Source organism: Mumia sp. Pv4-285, assembly GCF_041320275.1.
GTDB classification, from domain to species: Bacteria; Actinomycetota; Actinomycetes; order Propionibacteriales; family Nocardioidaceae; genus Mumia; species Mumia qirimensis.
In genome coordinates, this window is the sequence record NZ_CP162023.1 from 4,168,771 (window position 1) to 4,195,749 (window position 26,979).

Sequence of the window (26,979 nt, forward strand, 5' to 3'; positions counted from 1 at the left end):
CGTGACGCACCCTCGGCTTCGTGGCTACTCGGTGTTGCCCTTGAGGATCTCGTCCTCGATCGTGCCGCCGAGCCCTTCCTTCTCCGGGTCGTAGCCGTGCAGGCCGCCGGACACCGCGTACTCCTCCTCGGGAGACAGCACCAGACGGTGACGGCCCCACAGCGCGAACAGCAGCAGCATCACGGCGTAGATGACGACGATCGCGATCACGGCCGGGCGGTACGTCTCGTTGAGCAGGATGCCGACGAACGTGATCGCCGCGATCACACCGGCGACGATCGCGCCTCCCACGCCGACCGGGCTGACGTACGGCCGGACCGCGTTCGGGAACTTCCTGCGAAGCATCACGAACGCGACCATCTGCAGGAAGTACGCGAGGACCGCGCCCCACACCGCGATGTTCAGGACGATGTCGCCGGCTGCGGAGCCGACGAGGTCCACGATGAACAGCGCCACGAGACCGATCACCGCACCGGCGACCAGCGCGACCCACGGGGTCTGCCGCGCACCGGTGAGCGACAGGAACTTCGGGTAGTAGCCGGCCCGCGACAGCGAGTACATGTTGCGGCCGTAGGCGAACATGATGCCCTGCAGGCTCGCGAGCAGACCGATCAGCGCGAACGCCGACAGCAGCGCTGCCAGGTCGGCCGAGAGGAACGACCGGAACCCGTCGAGCAGCGGCTCGCCCGACGTCCGGATCTCGTCCGAGCCCGTGACCGCCGGGTTGAGGAACAGCACGATCGCCGCGGTCGCGATCAGGGTGAGCAGTCCGCCGATGCCGGCCCGCGGGATGTCCTTCTGAGGGTCGTGCGCCTCCTCCGCCGCGAGCGGGAGCTCCTCGATCCCGAGGAAGAACCACATCGCGAACGGCAGCGCGTACAGGACGCCCTCCCATCCGAACGGGAGGAAGTCGGAGTTGCCCGGATCCGGGGTGATGTTGTTGAGGTTGCCGAAGTCGACGGCGCCGTTGGCGAACGCCAGGATCGCGAAGAGGACCAGGACGCCGATCGAGATGATCGAGACGATGATCGCGAACTTGAACGAGATCGCCGCCCCCAACGTGTTGAGGCCGACGAACAACGCGTAGAGGACGATCCACCAGATCCACATGTTGTCGGTGAGATCCAGCCCGATGAGCTCGTCGGTGATCGCGTTGGCGTACTCCGCGGAGAAGAGCACGATCACGCCGGTCGTGAAGACGTACTCGATCGTCTCGGCGACCCCGGTCACGAAGCCGCCCCACGGACCCATCGCTGCCCGGGAGAACGAGTACGCGCCACCGGTGTGCGGCATCGCGGCCGACATCTCGCCGATGGAGAACAGCATGCCGAAGTACATGACGACGATGACGAGGCTCGCCACGACGAGGCCGCCCCAGCCCGCGGCGTCGAGGCCGAAGTTCCATCCCGAGAAGTCGCCGGAGATGACGGCGCCGACGCCGATGCCCCACAGCCCCCAGAAGCCGGCGGCACGCGTGAGCTGCCGCTTCTCGAAGTAGCCGTCCTGGGCGTGGGAGTACGTCGCTCCCGAGGACGTGAGTCTCTTGTCGGCCATCTCGACTCTCCTATCGACGGTCGCGTCGCTTGGACCGAGAGTAGACCCGTCAATGGTGGCCTGGACATACCTTTGACTGGCGATCTCGCGATTTCTCCGCTGATCTTTGTCGCAACCTCCCGTCCCAATGGTTGGTTCGGCGTGATTCACTGAGGCATGAGCACGTCGGGCAACCTGACCCTGGACCAGCTGAAGGACGACGTCGCGACCGGTGACATCGACACGGTGATCGTGGCGTTCTGCGACATGCAGGGCCGGATGACCGGCAAACGGGTCTCGGCCCGGCTGTTCGTCGAGGACGTCGCCGAGCACGGCGCAGAGTGCTGCAACTACCTCCTGGCGGTCGACGTCGACATGAACACCGTCGACGGGTACACGATGTCGAGCTGGGAGACCGGCTACGGCGACATGGTGATGCGCCCCGACTTCGCGACCCTGCGGCGCATCCCCTGGCTCCCGGGTACGGCGCTGGTGATCGCCGACCTCGAGGACCACCACGGCGACGCGGTCGCCGCAGCGCCCCGCTCGATCCTCCAGCGGCAGGTCGCGCGGCTCGCCGAGCGCGGGCTCGTGCCGTACGCGGGGACCGAGCTCGAGTTCATGGTGTTCGACACCGGCTTCCGCGAGGCCTGGGCCAAGGGCTACCGCGACCTGACTCCTGCCACGGACTACAACGTCGACTACGCGATGCTCGCCTCGACCCGCATGGAGCCGCTGCTGCGCGACATCCGTCAGGGCATGGACGGAGCCGGCATGTACTGCGAGGGCGTCAAGGGCGAGTGCAACCTCGGACAGCAGGAGATCGCCTTCCGGTACGCCCACGCGCTCGCGACCTGCGACAACCACACGATCTACAAGAACGGCGCCAAGGAGATCGCCGACCGTCACGGCAAGAGCCTCACCTTCATGGCGAAGTTCGACGAGCGCGAGGGCAACTCGTGCCACGTCCACCTCTCCCTGCGCGGCGACGACGGCAGCGCGGTCTTCGCCGACGACGACGGGCCGCACGCGATGTCGCCGATGTTCCGCCACTTCGTCGCCGGCCAGCTGGCGACGATGCGCGAGCTGACCCTCTTCTACGCCCCCAACATCAACTCGTACAAGCGGTTCACCGAGGGCAGCTTCGCCCCGACCGCCGTCGCCTGGGGCGTCGACAACCGCACCTGCTCCCTGCGCGTGGTGGGCCACGGCCTCGGCATGCGGGTGGAGTGTCGCGCACCCGGCGGTGACGTCAACCCGTACCTCGCCGTTGCCGCACTGATCGCGGGTGGTCTGCACGGCATCGATGCGGAGCTCGAGCTCGACGCCCCGCTCGAGGGCAACGCGTACACGAGCGACGCCGAGCACCTCCCGTCCACGCTGCGCGACGCGGCGACCCTGTTCGAGGAGTCGACGATCGCTCGCGAGGCCTTCGGCGACGAGGTCGTCGACCACTACCTCAACAACGCACGCATCGAGCAGACAGCGTTCGACGCCGCCGTGACCGACTGGGAGAGGGTGCGCGGATTTGAACGACTCTGACCGGCCGCCCGTCATCGGCCTGACGACCTATCTCGAGCGGTCCGCCACCGGAGTGTGGGACGTGCCGGCCTCGTTCCTGCCGCGCATCTACATCGACGGGATCACCGGCGCCGGCGGCGTGGCGGTCCTGCTTCCGCCGCAGCCGCCGAGCGGTGCGGCGTACGCGCTCGACGGCCTCGACGGTCTCGTCCTCACCGGCGGACGCGACGTGGACCCTGCCTCGTACGGCCACGAGCCGCACCCGAGCACCGACGAGCCGCGCCCGGACCGCGACGGGTGGGAGCGGGCGCTGCTCGACGGAGCGCTCGACCGGGATCTGCCGGTGCTCGGCATCTGCCGCGGCATGCAGGTCCTCAACGTCGCGCTCGGCGGGACCCTGCACCAGCACCTCCCCGACGTCGTCGGCCATCCCCGCCACCAGCTCGGTGACGCGGTGTTCTCGACGACCACCGCCCGCATGGTCCCCGGCACCCGGACCGCGGCGATCGTCGGCGAGGCGGTGGACGGCCAGTGCTACCACCACCAGGGCCTCGATCGGCTCGGCGAGGGACTCGTCGTCAGCGGACGGGCCGACGACGGCACGGTCGAGGCCGTCGAGCTGCCTGCGGCGGCGTTCGTCGTCGCGGTGCAGTGGCACCCCGAGGAGACCCTCGACGACCTCCGCCTGTTCGCTGCGCTGGTCGCAGCGGCGACCGACCGCTCGGAGCTGCGGGTATGACCACGACGGACCTCCACAACCCCGCCGACGGCTCGGTGCTGATGACCCTCGACCTGCTGGACGCGGATGCCGTCGACGACGCCGTCGCCCGAGCCCGTACGGCGCAGCGGGCGTGGGCACGGCTGGCTCCGGTCGAGCGGGGCCAGGCCCTGCGCGCGTTCGCCGACGCCGTACGCGACCACGTCGAGGAGCTCGCGCGTCTGGAGGTCGCCAACAGCGGGCACCCGATCGGGCAGGCGCGCTGGGAGGCGGGCCACGTCGCCGACGTGCTCACCTACTACGCGGCCGCGCCCGAGCGGCTCTTCGGTCGCCAGATCCCGGTCGCCGGCGGCATCGACATGACCTTCGCGGAGCCGATCGGCGTCATCGGTGTGATCACCCCGTGGAACTTCCCGATGACGATCGCGTCGTGGGGGTTCGCCCCCGCGCTCGCCGCCGGCAACGCCGTGCTGGTCAAGCCTGCGGAGTGGACCCCGCTGACGACGATCCGGCTCGGCGAGATCGCTGTCCAGGCGGGGCTCCCGGACGGCCTCCTGCAGGTCCTGCCGGGTCGCGGGTCCGTCCTCGGCGAGCGCCTCGTCACGCATCCCGGGGTCGGCAAGGTCGTCTTCACCGGATCCACCGCCACCGGTGCACGCGTGATGGCCGCTGCCGCGCCGACGGTGACGAACGTGACCCTCGAGCTCGGCGGCAAGAGCGCCAACGTCGTGTTCGCCGACGCCGACCTCGAACGCGCCGCGGCCACTGCTCCGTACGGAGTGTTCGAGAACGCCGGCCAGGACTGCTGCGCCCGCAGCCGCATCCTCGTGCAGGAGTCGGTCTACGAGCGGTTCATGGAGCTGCTCGAGCCCGCGGTCGCCGGTGTCCGTGTCGGTGACCCGGCGGACGAGGCGACGGAGATGGGCCCGCTGGTGTCGCGCCCGCACTGGGAGAAGGTCGCCTCGTACGTGCCCGACGACGCTCCCGTCGCCTTCCGCGGCTCGGCACCCTCCGGTCCCGGCAACTGGTTCGCCCCGACGGTCCTGACTCCGTCCTCGCGCACCGACCGCACGGTCGTCGAGGAGATCTTCGGACCGGTCGTCACGGTGCTCCGGTTCAGTGACGAGGCCGACGCGATCGCGCTCGCGAACGACACGGCGTACGGGTTGTCGGGGTCGATCTGGACCCGCGACGTCTCGCGTGCCTTCCGCGTCGCGCGCGCGGTCGAGGCCGGGAACCTGTCCGTGAACTCGCACTCGTCGGTGCGGTACGCGACACCGTTCGGCGGGTTCAAGCAGTCCGGTATCGGCCGTGAGCTCGGGCCCGACGCGCCGCTCGCCTTCACCGAGACCAAGAACGTCTTCGTGGCCGTCGAAGACGGGCCAAGAAGCGACCAGCAGAGCGTGGCCGTCGAAGACGCAGCCCAGGAGGAGTCCGCATGAAGCCCGTCGACCTGACCCAGCGGCTCGCCGGTCGCGTCGCCGTCGTCACCGGAGGGGCCAGCGGCATCGGCCTCGCCGCCGCACGCCGGATGGCGGCCGAGGGCGCGTCGATCGTCGTCGGCGACGTCGACCAGGAGTCCGGCAAGGGAGCCGCCGAGTCCGTCGGTGGGCTGTTCGTGCCCGTCGACGTCGCCGTCGAGGCGCAGGTCGATGCGCTGTTCGACGCCGCTGCGGAGGCGTACGGGTCGGTCGACGTCGCCTTCAACAACGCCGGCATCTCGCCGCCGGAGGACGACCTGATCGAGGTGACCGGCATCGAGGCGTGGCAGCGCGTGCAGGACGTCAACCTCACGTCGGTCTACTTCTCCTGCCGCGCCGCACTGCGCCACATGGTGCCCGCGGGGCGCGGCTCGATCATCAACACGGCGTCGTTCGTGGCCGTCATGGGGTCGGCGACGTCGCAGATCTCCTACACGGCGTCCAAGGGCGGGGTGCTCGCCATGTCGCGCGAGCTCGGCGTCCAGTACGCCCGCCAGGGCATCCGCGTCAACGCTCTGTGCCCGGGGCCGGTGAACACCCCCCTGCTCCAAGAGCTGTTCGCGAAGGACCCCGAGCGTGCCGCGAGGCGCCTGGTCCACGTGCCGGTCGGCCGGTTCGGCGAGCCGGAGGAGATGGCCGCCGCCGTCGCCTTCCTCGCCAGCGACGACGCGTCGTTCATCACCGGCTCGTCGTTCCTGGTCGACGGCGGCATCAGCTCGGCGTACGTCACGCCGCTGTAGACGGCGGGAGGTAGGGTCACCGCGATGAGCACCGCACCATCCGACGGGATCGAGGACGGCAGGGTGGAGGACGCGCTCCTGCGCCCCGTCCGGACCGGCAACGCCTTCGAGGACACCGTCTCCCGTCTGCTGCAGACGGTGCGCCTCGGCGTGATCGCCCCCGGCGAGTCGCTGCCGTCGGAGCGCGACCTCGCGCTGCGGCTCGGGGTCAGCCGCGACACGGTGCGGGAGGCGATCCGGACGCTGAACGACGCCGGCTACGTGGAGACACGACGGGGGCGGTACGGCGGCACGTTCGTGGTCGACGACCTGCCCGCGCCGGTGCACCACGGTCCGGCACGCGCACCCGACTTCGACCTCGACGACGTGCTCCGGCTCCGCGAGATCCTCGAGGTCGGCGCGGTCCGGATGGCGGCAGCGCGGTCCCTCACCGCCGGCGAGCGCGACACCCTCTGGACGCGGCTCCAGGAGCTCACCACCGCCGAGCCGGTCGACTACCGCAGGCTCGACTCGCGGCTCCACCTCACGCTCGCCGAGATGGCCGGTTCGCCGTCGCTGCTGCCGCTGGTGGCCGACGTCCGGATGAAGCTCAACGTCTTCCTGGACGACATCCCGCTGCTGCCGCGCAACATCGGCCACTCCGACGAGCAGCACGAGACGCTCGTCGTCGCCGTCCTCACCGGCGATCCCGATCGCGCTGCGGCGGCGATGGAGGAGCATCTCGCGGGGTCGGCGGCGCTGCTGCGTGGGTTCTTGAGCTGAGGCCGCCGCCGGTCGACGAGGGTGTGCTGAACTCCTCGATCATCACGGGATACTGCTCGCCGCCGTGCCCCGCGGCGATCGCTCGGTCGGCCATCGCCTTGATCATCCTGGGCAGCTGGGTGCTGACGCCGGCGGCCTCGCTCTCCTCGATCAGGTGCTCCATCGCCCGGACGTCGGTCTCGAGTGCCGACACCTCGGCTGGGAAGCGGTCGGCGTCGACCTGCTCGGCATAGCCCGGTAGCCACCCGGCCACCTCGGCCGCGACCTGCTGCGCGAAGGGCGCGTACGTCGCGGCGTCGACACCCACCGTCCGGAGCAGAGCCGTCCCCTGCAGCCACGCGTTGAGCACGCTCCACATCATCGCCAGGCCGGCGGCGTCGTACAGCGCCGCGAGACCGTGGTCCGTGCCGAGGTGGGTGATGGTGCCGAGCGCCCGCAACGTCGGTTCGTGGGCCTGGAGGTCCTCGGCCCGCCCGGCCTGGAGGATCACCGCCTCGGGCGTGCCGATGGCCGGCGGTACCGCCATGATGGCGCCGTCGAGGTAGCGCGCGCCGCGCTGCTGTGCCCAGTGCGCGGTCTCCCGCGCCTGGTCCGAGCTGCCGGACGTGACATTGACGAGCGTCGCTCCGTCCAGCGCGCGTTCACCGGCTCCGAGGATGCTGCGGACGGCCCGGTAGTCCGTCACGCAGACGATCGTCAGTGGGCTTGCCCTGAGAGCGTGCCCCTCCGAGGGTGCTCGTCGTGCGCCCTTGGCCACCAGGCGGTCGACCTTCGAGGCGGTGCGGTTCCACACGGTCGTCGGATGGCCCGCAGCCAGGAACGCCTCCGCGAGCGCCTGGCCCATCAGCCCGAGTCCGATGACTGTCACTGGTGCTCTGCTCGTGTCTTCCATGGCAACATCGTCAACGTTCATACCGGTGTGAAGGTCAAGCGAGGTGTGGAGTGCTGATCGGAGAGCTCAGCCGTCGGACGGGGGTCAACACCCACCAGCTGCGGTACTACGAGGCACAGGGCCTGCTCGAAGCCGATCGTGGCGTGAACGGCTATCGCGAGTTCGGGGCGAACGCGGTGCTACGGGTGAGGCAGATCCGTCATCTGCTCGGTGCCGGCCTCTCGTCCGACGACATCGCGTACCTGTTGCCCTGCGCGACCGGGGAGGCGCCCGAGCTGGTCGGTTGTCCCGAGCTGCTCAGTGCCATGCGGTCGCGGCTCGAGCGGCTGGACGGCGAGATCACACGGCTCGGCCGGTCCCGCGAGGCCCTGCTCGACTACATCGAGACGGCCGAGCGGACAGGTTAGACGCCGAACGTGGCCGCCCGACCGAACGACGCCTTGCGCGCTGCCCGCCGCAGCGTGAGGAGCACCGCCGGCCCGAGCACGATGATCGCGACGGCGTTGGTGATCGCGCGCCCGGTGTCCCACCCGAGCGAGGTCAGGAGGATGAACCAGAAGAACCGTTGCAGGTTCTCTGCCAGCGACGCGCCCGGCACGAACGCGAGACCCTGGTCGCCGCTCGGGTCGATGCCCGCGAGGAACGGCCAGAACCAGAGGTTGAGCAGAGCACCGTAGAAGTAGGCCGCGAAGACCCCGTACGCCGCGAGCATCGCGATCTCCTTCTTCCCGGTGACCCGCTTCGGGAGCAGACCAGCGCCCAGTCCGAGCCACGCAGCGCACATCATCTGGAACGGGAGCCACGGCCCGACGCCGGCGGTCAGGAGTGCCGACGCGAACAACGACGTGCACCCGAGCAGGAAGCCGAAGCCTGCACCGAAGACCCGCCCACCCAGGATCAGCAGGAAGAAGACGAGGTCGAGCCCGGCCGTACCCGCACTGAGGGCACGCAGCCCGCACTGGATCGCCGACAGCACGCCGAGCATCGCGAGCGCCTTCGCATCCATCCCGCCCTCCGACAGCTCGGCGAGGACGACGAGGAGCAGGAGCGGGAGGAGCAGGACGAAGTAGATCGGTGCCTGCGCGTCCTGCTGTCCGGACGCCGGCTCGAACAGCAGGGGCCACCCGAACATCGCCAGTCCGGCGACGGACGCGACCACCAGCACCGCCGCCGAGCGTGGCCGCAGCGCGATCGCCGTACGAGGGGTGCTCACGCCTCCCCCTCCTCGGCGCGCTCCAGCGCGAGGCGTACGTCGCGGACCGTGAGCCACTCCGGGCCGAGCACCTTGGCGACCTGCGGGGCGAAGGCGGGTGAGGCGGCCAGGACGTGGTGCACGTCGCCGGCGGCGATGACCTCGCCCTGCGCCATCACGACGGCGCAGTCGGCGACCTCCGCCACGAACTCGACGTCGTGGGTCGCGACGAGGACGGCGCTCCCGTGGCGGGCGAGGTCGTGCAGCATCGCGGCGAGCTCGGACTTGGCGGTGTAGTCGAGACCGCGCGTCGGTTCGTCGAGCAGGACGACCTTCGGCGCGGCGGTCAGCTGGACCGCGAGGACGAGGGCGAGCTTCTGCCCCTCGGACAGGTCTCGCGGGTTCATGACCGGATCGATGGTGCCGGCGAGACGGGCGAGGAGCGCGCGGCACGTGCCGGGCTCGGCGCCGGCCTCCGCGTCGGCGGCGGCGCACTCGACCGCGACGGTCTCGAGGTAGAGCAGGTCGCTGGCGGTCTGGGGTACGAGCCCGATCCTCGCGCGGGCCTCCTTGCGGGAAAGGTCTCCCGGATCGTCACCGCCGACCCGGACGTCGCCGCCGTGCCGCGGACCGGATCCCTGCAGGGCCCACATCAGCGTCGACTTGCCGGAACCGTTCCGCCCCATCAACGCCGTGACGGTGCCGGCGCGGAGATCGAGGTCGACCCCACGCACGGCGTACAGGGGGCCGTACCGCACCTCGACGTCGCGCGCGGTCAGCAGCACGTCCTGCCCCGTCCCCGATTTGGGACCTTCGACAAGGTTCTGTGACCCGGATTCCTTCTCCAAGGTCCCAAATCGCGGACGGGACGGCTCCAGGGACTTGCGCAAGGTCTTCGACGCGCGGCGGGCCTCGCGGACGGTCAGCGGCAGCGGCTCCCACCCGGCGAGCCGGCCGAGGCTCACGATCGGCGGGGCGACCGGGCTCGTCGCCAGCATGCTCGCCGGCCCTCCGGCAGCGACGGTGCCGTCCGTCCCGACGTAGACGAGCACGTCCGCGAACGGCACCACGCGCTCCAGCCGGTGCTCCGCGAGGACGACCGTGGTCCCGAGGTCGTGGACGAGCCGCGCCAGCGTCGCGAGCACGTCCTCCGCCGACGTCGGGTCGAGCGCGGACGTCGGCTCGTCGAGCACGAGGACCGGCGGGTTCATCGTGAGCACCGAGCCGATCGCGACCCGCTGCTGCTGCCCGCCCGACAGCGAGCGCAACGACCGCGCCCGCAGGTCGGCGATGCCGAGCAGGTCGAGCGTCTCCTCGACCCGTCGCCGCATCGCCTGCGGGTCGACGCCCAGCTGCTCCATCCCGTACGCGAGCTCCTCCTCGACCGTGTCCGTCACGAACCCGGCGAGCGGGTCCTGGCCCACCCAGCCGACCGTGGCCGCCAGCTCGCGCGGCGGGTGGTCCTGCGTCCGCAGCCCGGCGACCGTCACCGTGCCGTCGAGGTGGCCGCCGGTGAAGTGCGGGACGAGGCCGTTCACGAGGCCGAGCAGGCTCGACTTGCCGGCGCCGGTCGGGCCGGTGACGACGACGAGCTCACCCTCCTCGACGTGCAGGTCGACGTCGCGCAGCACCGGCTCCGCCACCCCGTCGTAGGTGAACGTCACGCCCTCGATCGCGATCACGCGGCCACCTCCTGCCCCGTACGGGTGGGGGCGGGCGTGCGCAGCGCGGCGTACGGCGACACAGGCTCGGGCGTGAGCAGCGCCGGCAGCGCAGCCACGACCAGCACGACGAGCGTCACCGGGTCGAGCACGTACGAGACGGAGAACCCTGCGGCGACGACGACACCGCAGAGCGCGGTGAACCACTCCCACCCCAGCCACGGGTCGGGTCGGTAGCGGGTGTGTCCGACCTTGCGCCCCGAGAGCCAGAACCCGACGCCGGCGACCGAGAAGCCGGCGACGAGCATCGGGGCCGCCAGGAGACGCGGCGCGGTCAGGTCGGCGGTCGCGTACACACCGACGCATACCCCGAGGAGCCCGACGAGCAGCAGCGCACCGGTCGCGGCGCGGGTCCGCCGGTCCACACCGCCGCGGCGCCCGTAGCCGCGGGCGTCCATCGACGCGGCCAGCTGCATCGAGCGGTCGAGCGCATCCTCCATCACCGGGATCACGATCGACCGCAGCGCCCGGATGTTGCGTCCGGAGTCACCGCGGAGCCGCCTGGCCCGGCGGACACGGCCGATGCTCTCGGCCAGCTGAGGGAACAGCGTGAGCGCGACGACCACGGCCGCGCCCACCTCGTACAGGGCCGGCGGCAACGACTTGAGCAGCCGGCGCGGGTTGGCGAGGGAGTTCGCGGCTCCGACGCAGATGATCAGCGCCGCCAGCTGCAGGCCGACCGCGAACGAGCGCTGCAGCGTCTCCCACGTGACCGGTCCGAGGATCCGGATGCCGTCGGCCCACGACGGCAGCGGGATCTCGGGCAGGTCGAGGATCACGGTGCCGGTCGACGACCCCCCGAGGAGCACGCCGAACAGCACCCGGATCACGATCACGAGAGCACCGAGCCACAGGTAGAGCCGGAACGACATCGCCCACGGAGCCACCGGACGACGAGCGACCACGACCAGGCTCGCGACCCCGATGATCAGGCCGAGCAGGACGACCTCGTACGTCCGGCTGGCAGCGACGGCGAGCCCGATCGCCCACACCCACCACGCTCCGGGGTGCAGGTCGCGCCGGGCACGACGCTCGGGCACGGGTCAGGCGTCCTCGCTGCGACGACGACGGACGAGCGAGAAGGCGACGGCGACCGCGAGCAGCACGGCGACGGCGATGCCGATCCACACGATCGAGGTGCCGTCGTCCGGCTCCGAGTCGCTGGCGTCGGAGTCGGCCGACGCGGGCTCCAGGGTCGGCGGGTCCGCGGGGTCGAAGTCGGGCATCGGCGTGGAGTCCATCGACTGGTTGAGCTGGAAGCGCCAGCCCTCGTACCCACCGGGGACGACCTTGTTGGTGTCCGCCCCGGCCTCCGCGTACGCCCAAGCGCCCTCGGCCGGTGCGACGTAGTACGACCAGTACGCCGCGCCGGGCGGGAACTGCTGGCACTCCTCGACGTAGTCGCGGCCGTCGACCTCGAGCGCCTGGTCCGCTGCGGGCTGGTCGTCGATGCGGCACGGACCAGTCAAGCCGCTCGCGGTGACGGGCTCGACGTCGAAGCCGGCGGCCTCGAGCGCCTGCATGCCGGTCATCCCGTCGGAGTCCTCGGCGCACCCGACCTGGACGTGCCCGCCGAGGTCGACGAAGTCCACCACGACCGTCGTGCCCGTGGTGTCGGTGCAGGCCTCACCCTCCGCGTGGGCCGACGCGGTCGACGCGGTGGCCATCGGGAGTGCGGCACCGATGAGAAGTGCGGCGGCGGCGGCGAGCGTACGCATCGCGCACGTCCTTCCTGCTGCGGACGGGATCCAGCCCGTCGTCCTCGGCAGCGTACGGAGGCGGCTCCGGGTCACGGGTCGGACCTGGAGTGGCAGCAGGTGCTCCGGCTCGCCTCCGAAGAGGCCTACGGTTGCGGGTCAGCGCCGGACTCGGACCGGCTTCCCCTGGTGCCGCCCTCAGGGTATCCGAGGTGCGCCCCGCTCCCTGCCGCCGCCGGGGATCCGCGAGACGATGCTGCGGTGTTCGACGGTTTCCAGACCGACACTATCCGGCTCGACGACAGCGACGTCTTCGTACGGTACGGCGGCTCCGGACCCGTGGTGGTGCTCCTCCACGGCCATCCGAGGACGTCCTCGACCTGGTACCGCGTGGCGCCGGCGCTGGTCGATCGCGGCTTCACCGTGGTCTGCCCGGACCTTCGCGGGTACGGGCGATCCCGGGGGCCCGCACCGAGTCCTGACCATGCCGCACACTCCAAGCGTGCGATGGCCGGCGACGTGCGCGAGGCGCTGCGGCGGCTCGGGATCGAGCGGTTCCACCTGGCCGGTCACGACCGGGGCAGCTATGTGGCGTTCCGGATCGCGATGGATCATCCGGAGAACGTCGACAGGCTGGCGCTGCTCGACTGCATCCCGATCAGCGAGCACCTTCGGCGGATCACGCCCGGTTTCGCGACACGGTGGTTCCACTGGTTCTTCTTCGCGCAGCCGGACACCCCCGAACGGGTGATCAACGCCGATCCGGACGCCTGGTACGCGGGAACGCCCGACAGGCTGGGCGAGGAGAACCACGCCGAGTTCCGGGCCGCGACCCGCGACCCGGACGTCGTCCGGGCGATGCTCGAGGACTACCGCGCGGGCCTGACTGTCGACCTCGCCGACGAGGAGGCGGACCGGGCGGCCGGCCGACGGATCGAGCGTCCGCTGCTCGTCGCCTGGTCCGCCGGCGAGAACCTCGACGACATGGGCGGGGACCCGGTGGCGGTCTGGGAGGCATGGGCGGACGACGTCCGGGGACCGGCCGTCATCCCCGGCGACCATCACATGGCCGAGGAAGGGCCGGACGAGCTCACCGACGCGCTCGCCGCGTTCTTCGGCGACCCCACCGGCTAGAGAACGTCACCCGGGCAGGCGGCGGAACGACCATCCCTCGGCGGCGCGCGCGTACTCGTCCCGCGTGCTCGGTGCCTCGTCGTCGCCGCGCCAGAAGGTCAGCTGCCGAGGGACGAGGTGGAAGCACAGCCACGTCGTCGGCGGAGCCAGGTCGGGGTGCGCCGCATCGAACGCGCGCCACCGCGCGACCCGCTCCGGCCGGGGCAGGCGTGCGACCTCGGGATCATTGAGCCAGGCCAGCAGCTGGAGGTCGCGTGAGCACGCCGCGTACAGCTCCGCCTCCTCCTCGGTGCTCGCGCGCACGACGTCGCCGACGGCCACGAGCTGCCGTTAGTCCTCCGGCCACGCCAGCACGATCGCCGCGCGAGGGTCGGTCGCGAGCTGGTCGACCTTCTCCGAGCGAGCGTCGGAGTGGAACGAGAGCCGACGTCCGTCGAACCCGTTGAGCATCACGGTGCGCGCTGCGGGAGCGCCGTCGTCGCCGACGGTCGCCAGGGTCATCAGCAGCGGAGCGCTTCCGGTCGGGCGGTCGAGCCAGTGCGTGAGGAGCTCGAAGGGATCGGTCGCATCGACGTCCGGTGCGATGTCATGTCCGAAGGCGTTCACCGGCCCACCGTACGACCAGGAGCTCCGGTGACCCGGACGACCGGGAGAATGGCGTCATGCATCCCCCGCCGACCACGGCACCGCAACGGTCGTTCGCGTTCGAGAACACCGTCTACGCCGTCATCGTCCCTGCCGGGCTGTTCCTGCTGGGATGGGTGTGGATAGGACGGGCGTTCCTCGGCGCTGGAGGCTGGCTCATCCTCCTGTTCGCGATGACGGTCGTCCCGGTCCTCTTCGGGGCGCTGGCCCTCACCACCGCGATCGCCTTCTCGCAGCGTCGCCCTCCGTCGGTCGGCCGGATCACGCCGCGGCAGGCCTGGGCGCACGTGGTGCTGTGGGTCGCTCTGTTCGTGTTCGGCTTCTGCGTGGTCGACGTCGGCGACGCCGAGGACAGCTCCCACTCGGTGCTGACGCTCCTCGTCGGCCCGTCGGACTCCGTGCAGGACGTGTCGACGGTGATCGCCCTCGTCGCTGCCGTCGTCGCGGGTGCCGCCTGGGTCTGGCTGCTCGTCGAGCTCCTCGTCAGCGGCCGTGACGCCCGGCGACGACGCGCCGCCGAAGTCGAGCAGCAGCAGCGCCAGTGGCAGTGGCAGCAGTGGCAGTGGCAGCAGTCCCAGCAGCCTCCGCCACCGGCTCCCTGGGATCCCCCGCGGCACTAGCGCGGCACCTCGGGCTCCGATAGAACTCGTCCATGCCGCTGCCCCGCACGCGCACGACCGCTCTGCTCGCCCTCGCCGCCGGCGTGTGGGTCCTCGTGGACGTCGTCCGCGTCTGGGCCCCGTCGCTGATCACGATCTTCGGCCAGGCCGCCTCGACCCCGCCCGAGCTGATGGGCGCGTACGCGCTGGGGTGCGTGGCGGTCGCGGTGGTCGTCGTCGCGCTGACAGCCCGACGTGCTCCCGGCACGACGCTCGGCCTCGCGGTCGGCGTGATGGTCGTGTGTCGGGTCGGCCTGCAGCTGAGCGACGGCGGCCGCCCTCAGCTGGTCCTCGCGTCCGTCGGCGTCGCCGCCTCGATCGTGTGGCTCGCGCTCGCCGTCGTCCGGTACGGCGACGTGGCCGCTGTCGGCACGGTGACCGGGGTGGCGGTCTCGGTGACGACGCACGCGGCGCTCGGCACGTGGGGCGCGGTCTGGCGGCACGACTTCTGGGGGTGGGCGCTGCTCGTCGTCCAGGTCGCCGTCCTCGTCGCCGCGACCTCCAAGTCGAGGGGCCGTGAGACAGTCCCTGCTCCGGGTCGCCGGTTCGCGTGGCTGCTGATGCCCGGTCTCCTGGTCGCCGGCGTCGTGGTCGGCAACGCGAGTCGCGCCAGCGCGGTCGCCGGCACCCTCGGCCTGGTCGCGATCGCTGCGGCGTCGGTCGTCGCGGTGGCGCTCGCCGGCACGCGCCCTCGGCCCGTGGTCGCCTGGCTCGGGGCTGCGGCCCTGGTCGGGTCGGTCGCGCTCGCCCTCGTCGTCACCGTCGAGCTGGACGGCATCCCCGCCGTGACCCCGCCCTGGGCCGTCGTCGCGTACGCCGTCGGCCCGCCGGCACTCGCGACCGTCTGGGCCGCCTCGGCCCGTGGCACGGGCGCGTCGCCGGTCGCCGTGGCGCTGGGCGGGCTCGTGTGGGTCGCGCTGCTTTTCGTCTACTACGCCGGGTACGACCTGGGCTACCGCGCCGACGTCGTGGCCGTCGGCGCCGGCGCCGTGGTCGCCGTGGTCGCGGCAGCAGGTGTGGGATCACGGTCCGACGACGGCCCGGTCGCCGCCGTCGGGCTGCGCGCCACTGCCGTCGCGGGCGCGCTCGCGATCGCCGCGGCCTGGGCCGGCCCCACCCTGACGGTTCGCCCGCTCGTCACCGAGATCTCCGACGTGCAGGAGTCGACCCAGGTCGTGGCGTACAACGTGCGGATGGGTTACGGCATGGACGGCACTTTCCGCCCCGCCGACGTCGCCGAGGTCCTGCTCCGCACCGACGTGGCGCTGCTCAGCGAGGTGGACCGCGGCTGGTACCTCAACGGAGGTCAGGACCACCTCGCGATCCTCGAGCGCCTGCTCGAGCGCGACGCCGTGTTCGCACCGGCCGCCGACCCGGTGTGGGGCGACGCCGTCCTCTCGAGGATCCCGGTCGAGGAGACCGTCGGCACTCCCCTCCCGTCCCACGGCGCCGTGACGGGGGCGCAGGCGTTGGCGGCTCGGATCCCCGTGGAGGGCGTCCCCACGTGGTTCGTGTCGACCCACCTGCAGCCGAACGACAGCGACGAGGGTGTGCGCGAGCAGACCGACGACCTGGCCGCCGCCGTTCGTGCGCGCCTCGACGACAACATCCCGCTCGTGCTCGGCGGTGATCTCAACACGGTGCCCGGCAGTCCCTCGTACGAGGTGCTCCTCGACCTCGGGCTGGTGGACGCTCTCGACGGGGAGGGACCCACCTCGCCCGCCGACGCCCCCGCCCGGCAGATCGACCACCTGTTGGTGACGCCCGACCTCGCCCCGTCGTACCCCGTGGTCGGCACCAGCCAGGCCTCGGACCACCTGCCCGTCCTCGTGACCATCAGGCCGCCGCGCTGACGGCGCGCCCACGTCAGGTCAGCGCACCGCACTCCACTGCACGACCGGCCGCGCAGACTCCCAGGCCGTCGCGTCACCCGACGCCGTCACGACGTCGACGCCGATACGGACGAGCTCGCCACCCTGCTTGCGGTAGCGGTCGACGAGGGCGGCCTCGTCGTCCAGCGTGACGGCCTGGACGACGAGGCGGCCACCGGTCCGGAGCGCCGACCAGGCCGCCTCGACGATGCCGGCGTCCGAGCCGTGCGCCCCGAGGAAGACCGCGTCCGGAGCGCCGAGGTCGTCCAGCGCGTCGGGCAGCGTGCCCTCGACGGCACGCAGCTCACGAACACCGAGGTCGGTCGCCGCCTCCCTCGTCCGGGACACGTCGGCCGCGGACGGCACGACCACGAGCGCCGAGGCGAGCGGCTCCGCACGCAGCCACTCGACGCCGATCGACACCGCTCCCGGTCCGAGCCCCCAGAGGAGATCGCCGGCCGCCGGGGCGAGACGCGCCAGCGCCGCCGTACGGACGTCCCGAGGCACGACGGGGACCGCGTCGCCGAACGCCGTGTCCGGCAGTCCTGGGACGCGTGACATCGCCGAGCGGCGGGACGAGTCTGCGACACAGCTGAGGCAGATGACGTTGAGGTCGGGCGAGACGCGCTCGCGCCACCCGGCGGCAGTCGACTCCGTCCGCGACTCGGCCAGTCCACCGAGGTCGCCGAACACCGTCATCGTCGACTCCCCGTAGCCCTGTGCCGTGAGCAGGGTCGCGACCGACGAGGGCGTCCCGCCGTCGGCCGACAGGAGGACGAGCTTGCGGCCGGGCGCCAGGTGAGGGAGCAGCCGGCGTACGTCGTGGCCGCTGAGCGGGACCAGCGCGGTCTCCTCGAAGGACCACCGCATGCGGGCGCGGGCGAGCGACTCCGACGAGACCGTCGGGATGACCTCGACGTCGTCGGGATCCACGAGCGTCACCAGCAGCGACGCGATCCCGGCCACGAGCGGGTCACCGGAGGAGAGGACGACGATCCGCTTGCCCTCGTACTCCTCGAGCAGCGGCGGCAGCGCTTCTGCGACCTCCGCCGGCCACTCGATCCTGACCTGCCACCAGGCCCACGGGACGGAGTCGAGGTGGCGCTTGCCACCCATCACGACCTCGGCCTCGCGGACGATCCGCCGCGAGTCCATCGCGAGCCCGTCCCAGCCGTCCGCACCGATGCCTACGACCGTGATCCGCTGCATGGGTGAAGACGTTATCCGGGTCGGCGGGTCAGGCCCAACCCCGATCCGGATGTGATGCACACCATGTCCGCGATGCGGCGGTTTCGTCGGCCGGCAGCCGGCCATGCCTACCATCATGACGCGCATCCGCGGACGTCGTGCGACGCGCACCAAGGAGAGGACGCCTGTTGATGGCACGTTCTACCGGGTTCGGAGCAACCCTGCCCGTGTCCGGCCGCCGCGTCCTGGTGGTCGGTGCCGGCGCGGATGCTCTCGGGCAGGTCGTCGCGCTGCGCGACGCGGGAGCAGCCGTGACCGTCGTGGCCCCGGAGGCCGTCCAGTCGATCGCCGACCTCGCCGAGCGGGGCGTGCTGCAGTGGCACTCCCGGGCGTACGAGGCCGCCGACGTCGCCGGCCTCGAGGCCGAGCTCGTGGTGGCCGCGACCGGCGAGCGCGACCTGGACGCCCGCGTCGCCGCTGACGCGGCAGCCGTCGGCCGCTGGTGCGTCGTACCCGAGGTGCAGGCACGGAAGGCGGAGGCGACGGGCGGGAGCGTCGTCCTCGTGGGAGGCGGGCCCGGGGACCCGGGACTGATCACGGTCGCGGGGATGGAGGCTGTCCGCGCCGCCGACGTGGTGGTCACCGACAGGCTCGCGCCGCTCGGCGTCCTCAAGGACCTCGACGTCGAGGTCATCGACGTCGGCAAGATCCCCCGCGGCCGCTTCACGCCGCAGGAGGAGATCAACCGGATCCTGGTCGAGCAGGCGCAGGCCGGACGACGCGTCGTACGCCTCAAGGGCGGCGACAACTTCGTGTTCGGCCGCGGCGGCGAGGAGGTCGAGGCGTGCACGGCTGCCGGGATCCCCGTGGAGGTGGTCCCGGGGGTGACCTCGGCGATCGCCGGGCCCGCGCTCGCCGGCATCCCCGTGACGCACCGGGGTCTCAGCCAGGGTTTCACCGTGCTCTCCGGCCACGTGCCCCCGGGCGACCCGCGCTCGACGCTCGACTGGGCGGCTCTGGCGCGGTCGGGGACCGATCTCGTCCTTTTGATGGCGGTGGCCACCCTTCCCGCGATCACGGAAGCGCTGATCGCCGAGGGTCTCGATCCGACGACTCCCGCCGCCACGGTCGCCGATGCTGCCCTGCCGACGCAACGGGTGGTGCGAGGCGACGTGTCGTCGATCGCCGCCCGGGTCGACGAGGCAGGTATCGGCGCTCCCGCGATCACCGTGATCGGGCTGGTCGCCGGGTTCGACCCGCGCGGCTGACTGCCGGCCGGACGGAACCCGCCCTCGCACGCCGCTGGCGCACGAGGGCGGATCTGCATCCCCGGCGGAAGGTCCCCCGATCCTCCGCCCTGGCGGATGCCGACGTTCCCGATCGGCATCGTGCCGGGATGGGCCGCACCGTGATCCGTGGGTGGCCGCGAAGTCTGGAGGGAATCGCGGCGTCGCCCGCGGCGGGCGGCACGCCTCAAGCGTCGCAGCGTGCGCATCCCGCCGCCATGCGAGTCGGCCGCACGGTCGGCGAACGGTCGTACGCCGCGACGAACGGTTGCGCCGTCCCGAGCCTCGGGCGGTCGGGAACGCCTCGCGGCTAGGCTGAGGAGTCCTCGCACCCTGCCCGGAAGGCCTCCTCGATGTCTGACGCCGCCGCTGCCGCATCCCGCATCGCGCCGCCACCGGAAGCCGTACGACGCGAGGCCGCGGACCGCCTGGCCGGGCTCGCGACGCCTGCCGGAGCGCTCGGGCGGCTCGGTGAGGCGGCCGTGTGGTGGGCTGCCGTGCAGGGGCAGTGCCCGCCGTCGCCACCGTCGAACGTGCGGGTTGTCGTCTTCGCCGGCGACCACGGCGTGACGGCGCACGGCGTGTCCGCGTACCCGTCGGAGATCACCGCGCTGATGGTGCACCAGTTCCTCTCGGGCGGCGCCGGTGTCGCCGTGCTCGCTCGTCTCCACGGCGCCGAGCTGCGCGTGCTCGACCTTGGCGTCGATGTCGAGGCGGGTACGTTCCCCGCCGAGGTCAGCAGCTACAAGGTGCGCCGTGGCTCGGGAGCGATCCACGTCGAGGACGCCCTGACCGCCGAGGAGACCCTTCAGGCGCTCGCCGCGGGTGCGTCGGTGGCGGCTGAGGAGATCGCCGCCGGCGCCGACCTGCTGGTCGCGGGCGACATGGGGATCGGCAACACGACGCCGTCGGCGGCGTTGATCGCGGCGACACTCGGCCTCGGTGCCGAGGAGGTCACGGGACGCGGGTCCGGCATCGACGGTGACGCCCTCATGCACAAGCAGACCGTGGTCGACGAGGCGCTCGTCCGTGCCGGCGAGCGGGTCACCGACCCGGTCGACCGGCTGACCGCGCTCGGGTCGGCGGACCTGGCGGCGCAGGTCGGCTTCCTCGCCGAGGCGGCCCGCCGCGGCGTGCCGGTGCTGCTGGACGGCGTCATCTCGGTCGCGTGCGCGCTCGTCGCCGAGGACTACGCACCCGGATCCTCCGCGTGGTTCTCCGCCGGTCACCGTTCGCCGGAGCCCGCACAGTCGCTCGCGTTGTCGAAGCTCGGGCTCGAGCCGTTGCTCGACCTGGGGATGCGGCTCGGCGAGGGCAGCGGCGCGGTCGCCGCCGTCCCGGTCGTCCGCTCGGCGGCTGCTCTGCTCGCCGACGTCTCGCTGCTTGCCGACGTCCTCGGCGACCAGGGCGCCTGACGCCTGTGACGGACGGGCAGCCGGGGACGGCGCAGCCGCCCGCGCGCGGCGCGTTCGCCGACGGGCTCCTTCTCGCGGCGGGCACCTTCAGCACGGTCCGGTTCCCGGCGCCGTCGACGGTCGACCGGTCGCGCGCGCGGGTGGCGATGGTCGTCGCGCCCGTCGCGGCAGCGCCCCTGGGCGTTGCGGCAGGCCTCGTCGCGGCGCTCGGAGAACGGCTCTCGCTCCCGCTGCTGGTGACGGGCGCGCTGGCGGTCGCCGTCGTGGCCCTCGGCACGCGAGCCCTGCACCTCGACGGGCTCGCCGACTCGGTCGACGGACTCAGCGCGCCGTACGACCGTGAGCGTCGGCTCGCGATCATGAAGTCCGGTGACGTCGGCCCTGCCGGAGCGGTCGCGCTCGCGCTCGTCGTCCTCGTCCAGTCGGCGGCGCTGGGGTCCGTCGTCGGACGCGAGCACGGATGGCTGCTGGTCGGCGTCCTCGTCTGCGTGTCACGCGCGGCCGTGCTCGTCGCGTGCGTCGCTCCCGTACCCGCCGCGAGCCCGACGGGGTTGGGCGCGGCGGTCGCCGGGACGGTCCCGGTCGTCCTCGCCGTCGCCGCGGGAGCCGCGTACGCGGGGGTCCTGGCCGGCGCGTTCGCCGTCACCGGTGCCGCCTGGTGGTACGGCGTCGCCTCGGTCGCCGCGCTCGTGGTCGTGGTCGCTCTGCTCGTACGCCGCGCGGTCTCGTTGATCGGCGGGATCACCGGGGACGTCGTCGGCGCGTCGATCGAGCTCGGGCTCCTCGCCCTCTGCGTCGTCGCCTCCGCCGCGTCCTGACCGTGGGGCCTCAGAGGTGGAGCACGCGCCCTGCCACGACGAGCGCGACCTCCTCGGAGGCCTCGGCCAGCCGCTGGTTCGTGATGCCGAGGACGTCTCGGAAGATCCGGCCCGAGCGGTGCTCTGGGACGACGCCGAACCCGACCTCGTTCGTGACGGCGACACTCATCCGGTCGCGCGCGCACCACGCCTCGGCCAGGCTCTCGATGCGCTTGCCGATCTCGGGGCGCCACTGCGCGTCGGGCGCGTCCCAGGCGTCGAGCTCGTCGAGCATGGCGGTCACCCAGGTGCCGATGCAGTCGACGATCGCCGGTGACTCCGTGCCGCGGAGCGCGCTCGCGACGTCCGTGGTCTCCACGGTCGTCCAGGTGGCCGGGCGGTGCTGCTGGTGCGCGAGGATCCGGGCCCGCCACTCGGGATCGCTCCCGTCCGGAAGCGGTCCTGGTGCGATGTAGGTGACGCCCTGCCCGTCCCCGAACAGGGACTCCGCGTACGCGGACTTGCCGGAGCGTACGCCCCCCGTGACCAGCACCCTGTGGCTCATGTCCGCCCCTCTCGGCCCCGCGAAGGTCGTCCTGCTTGTGCGCTCTCGGGCAGCCTCGCACGACATCGGGAGTAATGCACACCCGGGTCTCAGCACTCGTACGACAGCCGCCCGAAATCACGCGTTCACTTGCCGTACGCCAGGATTTCGGGCGGTCGAGGCACCCCACCCTCCACTGGTAGAGGCGCGTAGCGATCGAGACCCGGACGGGCCTGCGCAGCGCCAGCTGACTCGGTGAGCCCCAACGGCCAGTGGTGAGCCCGCGCCACAACAGGCGCTCACCACTGGCCGTTGGGGCTCACGGCGGCGCAGGCGCCGCTCAGCCGTCGCCGAGGGCCTCCAGCACCTCGCTGCATCCGGCGTCGAGCTTGATCGTCGCGAGCTCGTCGCCGCGAGTCGATCCACGGTTCACGATCACCACCGGCGTACCCGCCTTCGCGGCCTGCCGGACGAACCTCAAGCCGGACATCACCTGCAAGGACGATCCGACGACGAGCAGCGCGTCGGCCGCGTCGACGAGAGAGCGGCAGTGCTCCACGCGCGGCTTCGGGACGCTCTCACCGAAGAACACGACGTCGGGCTTGAGGATCCCGCCGCACCCCAGGCACGGAGCCACGCGGAACGTGCTCGTCTCCTCGAGCACCGCGTCGCCGTCCGGCGCGATCGCGTACGCCCCCTCGCCGTAGCCAGGGTTGAGCACGTCCAGCCGTTCGTGCAGCGCGGCGCGCGGCGTACGACCGCCGCAGCCGAGGCAGGCGACGTCCGCGATCCGGCCGTGCAGAGCCGTGAGCGCGCGCTGGCCGGCGGCCTCGTGCAGACCATCGACGTTCTGCGTGATCACCGCGGAGACGGCCCTCGTCTGCTCGAGCGCGACGAGCGCGCGGTGACCCGCGTTCGGCTGGGCGCCCGACATGTGCCGCCAGCCGACGTGCGCCCGCGCCCAGTAGCGCTGGCGGGCCTGCGGCGTCGCCACGAACTCCTGGTACGTCATGGGCTGGCGCGGCACGGACCCCGGGCCGCGGTAGTCCGGGATGCCCGAGTCCGTGCTGATCCCGGCACCGGTCAGGACCACGACGCGGCGCCCGGCCAGGAGCGTACGCGCGTCGGCGACGGTCGGCTGCTCGGTGACGGTGTCCACTCGTCAAGATTACGTTCCGGCCCCACCCTCGCTGCTCGAGGCGCGACCCCGGTCTCGATCCTCCGCTAGCGCTCCGGCCTCGACCAACGGAAGTCTCGCCGGTCGAGGCGCGAAGCGATCGAGACCCGGTCTCGATCCTCCGCTAGCGCTCCGGCCTCGACCAGCGAGGGTTTCGCTGGTCGAGGCGCGAAGCGATCGAGACCCCACCCGACGTCGACACGAGAACCGCGGGAGGCGATGCTGGAGCCGGCCGAGGAGGTCATCATCGTCACCGTCATCGTGCAGCACGCGGCTCGTGTCTCGAGCCGCCGTGCGTGAGCGGCCGGTTCGGGTGAGCCGCCACCTCGCCCGCGGCCCCGTCCTGGCAGCCCTCGTCGGCACTGCCGGGATGTTCGCCGTGACGGCTGCACTCCTCCTGCAGTCGTCCAGCAGCGGCGAGGCCCAGGTCGTCGCGCTCACGATGGCCGACCCGGTGACGACGGCGACCGCGGCACCGACCGCCGTCGCAGCCGGTGACGTCCCCGGCGGGGTGACGTCGTCGCTAGACCGGCCCCGCGCCGACGCGGTCTGGGTCAACAGCATGTCGGCACGGCTGGGCGTCGGCCAGGCGGCCGTCGCCGCCTACGCGAACGCGGCGCTCAGGATCGGTGTCGAGCAGCCGGCGTGCAACCTCGAGTGGACCACCCTCGCCGGCATCGGCTGGGTCGAGTCGCAGCACGGCACGCTCGGCGGCAACGAGCTCCTGCACGACGGCACGACGCGGAAGCCGATCCTCGGCCCCGCATTGGACGGCTCCGAGGGCGTCGGCGCGATCCGGCCCGGCGCCGACGACACGACGGCGCACGGCAATACCGACTGGGACCACGCCGTCGGACCGATGCAGTTCATCGGCAGCACCTGGGCCCGCTGGGGAGCCGACGGTGACGGTGACGGCGTGTCCGACCGTGCCGACCTCGACGACGCCGCTTACGCGGCCGGCCGCTACCTGTGTGCCGACGGGTACGACCTCGCGACGGGCACCGGATGGTCGGCGGCGGTCTTCGCCTACAATCACTCCGACGAGTACGTCGCGTCGGTACTGGCCACCGCCAACACGTACGCCGAGCGCTCGGGCTGAGCACTCGGCGTACGGGTCGTCACGGCATCAGGCCCTGGCGGGCTCCGGCGTCGGCTCGGCACGCTCGCCGAGACGCTTGGCCAGCTGGTCGCCCTCGATGTCGAGGTTAGGGATCAGCCGGTCGAGCCACTTCGGCAGCCACCAGGCCGCCTTGCCTGCGATGGCCATGAACGCGGGGATCAGCGTCATCCGGACCAGGAACGCATCGGCGAGGATGCCGAACGCGAGACCGAACCCGATCGGCTTGATCATCGCCATCGGGCTGATGATGAAGCTGCCGAACACCGAGATCATGATGATCGCGGCCGCGGTGACCACGCGGGCGCTGTGGCTGAAGCCGGTGACCACCGAGGCGTTGGCGTCGCCGGTGTGGACGAAGTCCTCACGCATCCGCGAGACCAGGAACACCTGGTAGTCCATCGCGAGACCGAACAGGATGCCCACCATGAGCAGCGGCAGGATGCTGATGATCGGTCCCGGCGTGTCGACACCGAACAGACCGGACAGCCAGCCCCACTGGAAGACGGCCACGGTCGCACCGAGCGCCATGCCGACGGACAGAAGGAAGCCGATCACGGCCGACAGCGGGACCAGCAGCGAGCGGAACACCAGGATCAGAAGGATGAACGCCAGTCCGACGACGAGCGCCAGGTAGACCGGCAGAGCGTCGGCGAGCTTCTCCGACACGTCGACCGAGACGGCGGTCTGACCGCTGACCAGCACGTCGGCGCCGGTGTCGGCCTGGACGCCGCTCACCGCGTCGCGGATCTCGTGGACGAGGTCCTGCGTGGCGGCCTCCGCGGGCCCGCTCGTCGGGACGACGGTGATCGTCGCCAGGTCGGCGTTCGGGATCACCTGAGCGGGGACCACGGCACCGACCAACGTGTCGATCCCCTCGATCGCCGACGTCGCCGCAGCGACCGCAGCGTCCGGGTCGGCGGCGTCCTTCGTGTCCACGACGACCAGGAGCGGACCGTTGGCGCCCGCGCCGAAGCTGTCGGAGATGAGGTCGTACGCCTTGCGCTGCGTCGTGTCGACCGCTGCGGTCCCGTCGTCGGGCAGCGACTCCTGCAGCGACATCACCGGGATCGACGCGACAGCGGCAACGAGCACTCCAACGACGGCCACGACGCCCTTGCGGCGCGAGACCAGACCCGCCCAGCGCTGTCCCAGCGCCGGCTTGCCCGAGTGGTCGTCGGCCTCGGGGTCGTGCTGACGCAGCCCGGGGATCTTGCCCTTCGTGATGCGCCGCTTGGCGAACCCGAAGAGAGCCGGGAGGAGCGTGAGCGCGATCAGCACCGAGATCGCGACCGTCGCGGCAGCGGCGAGGCCCATCTCCGTGAGGATCGAGATGTTGACGACGGACAGGCCCGCGAGCGCGATGACGACGGTCAGGCCCGCGAACACGACGGCGCTGCCGGCGGTGCCGACGGCGCGACCGGCCGCCTCCTCCGGCTCGCGGCCGCTCATCACCTCGTGGCGGTAGCGGGAGACGATGAAGAGGGCGTAGTCGATGCCGACGGCGAGGCCGAGCATCGTCGCCAGGATCGGCGTCGTGGACCCGAGGGACATGAACCCGGTCAGCGCGGTGATGCCCGAGATGCCGATGCCGACGCCGATCAGCGCCGTGAGGAGCGGCATACCGGCGGCGATCAGGGACCCGAAGGTGATCAGGAGGACGACCAGGGCGACGACGATGCCGATCAGCTCCGACGAACCGGTCTCCGGCATCGCGGTGAGCGCGTCGCCACCGACCTCGACGGTCATCCCCGCCTCACGTCCGGCGTCCGGCGCCGCTTCGAGCGCGTCGATCTGGGCCTCGGACAGGTCGATCGACTGCGTGTCGTAGCTGATCGTCGTGTAGGCGACCGTCTCGTCCGGAGACACCTGCTTGGCCTGGAACGGATCGACGGCGCTGATCACACCGTCCTCGTTGCCGAGCTCGTCCACGGTCTGCGTGACGACGGCGGCGTACTCGGGGTCGGTGACCTTCGAGCCCTCCGGCGCCTGGAAGACGACGCGTGCGGTGGCACCGTCAGCGGCGGCGTCGGGGTTGCGCTCCTTCATCAGGTCGAACGCCTGGACGGACTCGAGGCCCGGCATCGAGAAGTTGTCGGAGGTCTTCCCCGACAGCGTCGCCGCACCGGTGCCGGCGATGACGAGCGCGAGGAGCCACGCGACGAGGACGCCCTTGCGGTGGCGGAACGACCACCGTCCGAGGCGGTAGAGGTACCAGGACACGATGTCTCCTGTGGTTCGTGCGCCCGCGGGCGCGAGGGAGGGATCAGGGAGCGGAAGGGGTGACGCCGAGTGCGGGCAGCAGCACGGCGTCGATGAAGCGGGAGACGTAGGCGACGTCGGCCACCTCGCCGTCGATGACCTCGCGCAGCAGCGCGGGGCCGATCATCGTGACGATCACGAAGGGCAGTGCAGGGTTGTCGGGCGCGACCTCGCCACGCCGCACCGCGCGATCGAGAAGGATCCCGACCTCGGCCGACCGACTGGTGACGATGCGCTCGCGCACCGACTCGGCGAGCTCGGGGTGGGTCTTGCAGGCGTGGATGACCGCGACGACGAGGTCCATCTCAGGGTCGTCGACGTCCTCGTGCTCGCAGGCGAGCCCGATGAGGTCTCCACGCAGGCTGCCCGTGTCGGGGAGCTGCGAGGGCTCGGGGGCGAGGGCGCCGATCGCTGCGACGACGAGCGCCTCCTTGCTCCCCCACTGGCGGTAGAGGGTGGCCTTGCTGGAGCGGGTCGCCTCGGCGACCTTGTCCATCGTCAGCTTGTCGTAGCCAACGTCGGCGAGCAGGCGCAGCACAGCGGCGTACAGCTGGTCGGTGCGCTCAGGAGTCAAGCGGCTCACGGAAGACCTCGGTGATCAAGGAGGAACGAAACGGCTGGGCATAT

26 protein-coding genes are annotated in these 26,979 nt (G+C 71.8%); 13 read left to right on the forward strand and 13 right to left on the reverse strand.

Annotated elements, in window-relative coordinates; genetic code table 11:
- Window positions 1-24: 24 nt before the first annotated feature.
- Window positions 25-1,554: an amino acid permease gene (locus tag AB3M34_RS19980; RefSeq protein ID WP_370616583.1), complete on the reverse strand. Its 1,530-nt coding sequence runs from the start codon at window positions 1,552-1,554 to the stop codon at window positions 25-27.
- A gap of 156 nt (window positions 1,555-1,710) precedes the next feature.
- Between AB3M34_RS19980 and AB3M34_RS19985 the strand changes: the two genes are divergently transcribed.
- From AB3M34_RS19985 to AB3M34_RS20005, 5 genes are read left to right on the forward strand one after another with little or no spacing between them, the layout of a single operon-like run.
- Window positions 1,711-3,075, forward strand: a complete 1,365-nt coding sequence (locus AB3M34_RS19985) for a glutamine synthetase family protein (RefSeq protein WP_370616584.1) — start codon at window positions 1,711-1,713, stop codon at window positions 3,073-3,075.
- Window positions 3,062-3,793: a gamma-glutamyl-gamma-aminobutyrate hydrolase family protein gene (locus tag AB3M34_RS19990; RefSeq protein ID WP_370616586.1), complete on the forward strand. Its 732-nt coding sequence runs from the start codon at window positions 3,062-3,064 to the stop codon at window positions 3,791-3,793. The genes AB3M34_RS19985 and AB3M34_RS19990 overlap by 14 nt, the downstream gene beginning before the upstream one ends.
- Entirely contained in the window at window positions 3,790-5,214 is a 1,425-nt protein-coding gene (locus AB3M34_RS19995) for an aldehyde dehydrogenase family protein (protein ID WP_370616587.1), read from the forward strand. Before AB3M34_RS19990 ends, AB3M34_RS19995 begins: the two co-directional genes overlap by 4 nt.
- 11 nt (window positions 5,215-5,225) lie before the next feature.
- Window positions 5,226-5,993, forward strand: coding sequence for a 3-oxoacyl-ACP reductase (locus tag AB3M34_RS20000; protein ID WP_370620082.1), 768 nt, complete (start codon window positions 5,226-5,228; stop codon window positions 5,991-5,993).
- A gap of 24 nt (window positions 5,994-6,017) precedes the next feature.
- Window positions 6,018-6,755, forward strand: coding sequence for a FadR/GntR family transcriptional regulator (locus AB3M34_RS20005; RefSeq protein ID WP_370616589.1), 738 nt, complete (start codon window positions 6,018-6,020; stop codon window positions 6,753-6,755).
- Here AB3M34_RS20005 and AB3M34_RS20010 read toward each other — a convergent pair.
- Window positions 6,670-7,647 carry an NAD(P)-dependent oxidoreductase gene (locus tag AB3M34_RS20010; RefSeq protein WP_370616591.1) on the reverse strand — a complete coding sequence of 326 codons (978 nt, stop codon included), beginning with the start codon at window positions 7,645-7,647 and terminating at the stop codon, window positions 6,670-6,672. The genes AB3M34_RS20005 and AB3M34_RS20010 overlap by 86 nt on opposite strands.
- A 50-nt stretch (window positions 7,648-7,697) precedes the next feature.
- Here AB3M34_RS20010 and AB3M34_RS20015 point away from each other — a divergent pair, with 50 nt between their 5' ends.
- Window positions 7,698-8,054: a MerR family transcriptional regulator gene (locus tag AB3M34_RS20015; RefSeq protein ID WP_370616592.1), complete on the forward strand. Its 357-nt coding sequence runs from the start codon at window positions 7,698-7,700 to the stop codon at window positions 8,052-8,054.
- On the opposite strand, the gene AB3M34_RS20020 is transcribed toward AB3M34_RS20015, so the two are convergent.
- The 4 genes from AB3M34_RS20020 to AB3M34_RS20035 are packed head-to-tail and all read right to left on the reverse strand — an operon-like array spanning window position 8,051 to window position 12,353.
- Complete coding sequence (locus AB3M34_RS20020; RefSeq protein WP_370616593.1) at window positions 8,051-8,860, reverse strand: ECF transporter S component; 810 nt, start codon at window positions 8,858-8,860, stop codon at window positions 8,051-8,053. The two genes, AB3M34_RS20015 and AB3M34_RS20020, sit on opposite strands and share 4 nt — an antisense overlap.
- On the reverse strand, window positions 8,857-10,521 hold the full coding sequence (locus tag AB3M34_RS20025; RefSeq protein WP_370616594.1) for an ABC transporter ATP-binding protein: 1,665 nt from the start codon (window positions 10,519-10,521) through the stop codon (window positions 8,857-8,859). Before AB3M34_RS20025 ends, AB3M34_RS20020 begins: the two co-directional genes overlap by 4 nt.
- Window positions 10,518-11,600: an energy-coupling factor transporter transmembrane component T gene (locus tag AB3M34_RS20030; RefSeq protein WP_370616595.1), complete on the reverse strand. Its 1,083-nt coding sequence runs from the start codon at window positions 11,598-11,600 to the stop codon at window positions 10,518-10,520. Before AB3M34_RS20030 ends, AB3M34_RS20025 begins: the two co-directional genes overlap by 4 nt.
- 3 nt (window positions 11,601-11,603) lie before the next feature.
- On the reverse strand, window positions 11,604-12,353 hold the full coding sequence (locus tag AB3M34_RS20035; protein WP_370616596.1) for a hypothetical protein: 750 nt from the start codon (window positions 12,351-12,353) through the stop codon (window positions 11,604-11,606).
- Window positions 12,354-12,518: 165 nt separating this feature from the next.
- On the opposite strand from AB3M34_RS20035, the gene AB3M34_RS20040 reads away from it, so the two are divergent.
- Window positions 12,519-13,391 (forward strand): alpha/beta fold hydrolase, encoded by an 873-nt coding sequence (locus tag AB3M34_RS20040; RefSeq protein WP_370616597.1) that lies wholly within the window; start codon window positions 12,519-12,521, stop codon window positions 13,389-13,391.
- A gap of 6 nt (window positions 13,392-13,397) precedes the next feature.
- On the opposite strand, the gene AB3M34_RS20045 is transcribed toward AB3M34_RS20040, so the two are convergent.
- Both AB3M34_RS20045 and AB3M34_RS20050 read right to left on the reverse strand, forming a co-directional pair.
- Window positions 13,398-13,712: a hypothetical protein gene (locus AB3M34_RS20045; RefSeq protein WP_370616598.1), complete on the reverse strand. Its 315-nt coding sequence runs from the start codon at window positions 13,710-13,712 to the stop codon at window positions 13,398-13,400.
- 9 nt (window positions 13,713-13,721) lie between these two features.
- Window positions 13,722-13,997 (reverse strand): pyridoxamine 5'-phosphate oxidase family protein, encoded by a 276-nt coding sequence (locus AB3M34_RS20050; protein ID WP_370616599.1) that lies wholly within the window; start codon window positions 13,995-13,997, stop codon window positions 13,722-13,724.
- Window positions 13,998-14,053: 56 nt separating this feature from the next.
- On the opposite strand from AB3M34_RS20050, the gene AB3M34_RS20055 reads away from it, so the two are divergent.
- Window positions 14,054-14,656 carry a hypothetical protein gene (locus AB3M34_RS20055; protein ID WP_370616600.1) on the forward strand — a complete coding sequence of 201 codons (603 nt, stop codon included), beginning with the start codon at window positions 14,054-14,056 and terminating at the stop codon, window positions 14,654-14,656.
- Between the two features lie 32 nt (window positions 14,657-14,688).
- A complete protein-coding gene (locus tag AB3M34_RS20060) occupies window positions 14,689-16,548 on the forward strand; it encodes an endonuclease/exonuclease/phosphatase family protein (RefSeq protein ID WP_370616601.1) in 1,860 nt (619 codons plus the stop codon).
- Window positions 16,549-16,566: 18 nt separating this feature from the next.
- Here the strand turns inward: AB3M34_RS20060 and cbiE are convergent, their stop codons facing one another.
- A complete protein-coding gene (cbiE, locus tag AB3M34_RS20065; protein WP_370616602.1) occupies window positions 16,567-17,775 on the reverse strand; it encodes a precorrin-6y C5,15-methyltransferase (decarboxylating) subunit CbiE in 1,209 nt (402 codons plus the stop codon).
- A 170-nt stretch (window positions 17,776-17,945) separates the two neighbouring features.
- Between cbiE and cobA the strand changes: the two genes are divergently transcribed.
- The 3 genes from cobA (at window position 17,946) to AB3M34_RS20080 (ending at window position 21,273) form a co-directional block, all read left to right on the forward strand.
- Window positions 17,946-19,022 carry a uroporphyrinogen-III C-methyltransferase gene (gene cobA / locus AB3M34_RS20070; protein ID WP_370616603.1) on the forward strand — a complete coding sequence of 359 codons (1,077 nt, stop codon included), beginning with the start codon at window positions 17,946-17,948 and terminating at the stop codon, window positions 19,020-19,022.
- Between the two features lie 371 nt (window positions 19,023-19,393).
- Window positions 19,394-20,455, forward strand: coding sequence for a nicotinate-nucleotide--dimethylbenzimidazole phosphoribosyltransferase (cobT, locus tag AB3M34_RS20075; protein ID WP_370616604.1), 1,062 nt, complete (start codon window positions 19,394-19,396; stop codon window positions 20,453-20,455).
- 5 nt (window positions 20,456-20,460) lie between these two features.
- Window positions 20,461-21,273: an adenosylcobinamide-GDP ribazoletransferase gene (locus tag AB3M34_RS20080; RefSeq protein ID WP_370616605.1), complete on the forward strand. Its 813-nt coding sequence runs from the start codon at window positions 20,461-20,463 to the stop codon at window positions 21,271-21,273.
- Window positions 21,274-21,283: 10 nt separating this feature from the next.
- Here the strand turns inward: AB3M34_RS20080 and AB3M34_RS20085 are convergent, their stop codons facing one another.
- A complete protein-coding gene (locus tag AB3M34_RS20085; protein ID WP_370616606.1) occupies window positions 21,284-21,817 on the reverse strand; it encodes a bifunctional adenosylcobinamide kinase/adenosylcobinamide-phosphate guanylyltransferase in 534 nt (177 codons plus the stop codon).
- Window positions 21,818-22,136: 319 nt separating this feature from the next.
- Window positions 22,137-22,955: an NAD-dependent protein deacetylase gene (locus AB3M34_RS20090; protein ID WP_370616607.1), complete on the reverse strand. Its 819-nt coding sequence runs from the start codon at window positions 22,953-22,955 to the stop codon at window positions 22,137-22,139.
- A 331-nt stretch (window positions 22,956-23,286) separates the two neighbouring features.
- On the opposite strand from AB3M34_RS20090, the gene AB3M34_RS20095 reads away from it, so the two are divergent.
- Window positions 23,287-24,072 carry a lytic murein transglycosylase gene (locus AB3M34_RS20095; protein ID WP_370616608.1) on the forward strand — a complete coding sequence of 262 codons (786 nt, stop codon included), beginning with the start codon at window positions 23,287-23,289 and terminating at the stop codon, window positions 24,070-24,072.
- A 27-nt stretch (window positions 24,073-24,099) separates the two neighbouring features.
- Here the strand turns inward: AB3M34_RS20095 and AB3M34_RS20100 are convergent, their stop codons facing one another.
- Both AB3M34_RS20100 and AB3M34_RS20105 read right to left on the reverse strand, forming a co-directional pair.
- Window positions 24,100-26,313: an MMPL family transporter gene (locus AB3M34_RS20100; protein WP_370616609.1), complete on the reverse strand. Its 2,214-nt coding sequence runs from the start codon at window positions 26,311-26,313 to the stop codon at window positions 24,100-24,102.
- 43 nt (window positions 26,314-26,356) lie between these two features.
- Complete coding sequence (locus tag AB3M34_RS20105) at window positions 26,357-26,935, reverse strand: TetR/AcrR family transcriptional regulator (protein WP_370616610.1); 579 nt, start codon at window positions 26,933-26,935, stop codon at window positions 26,357-26,359.
- Window positions 26,936-26,979 lie beyond the last annotated feature (44 nt).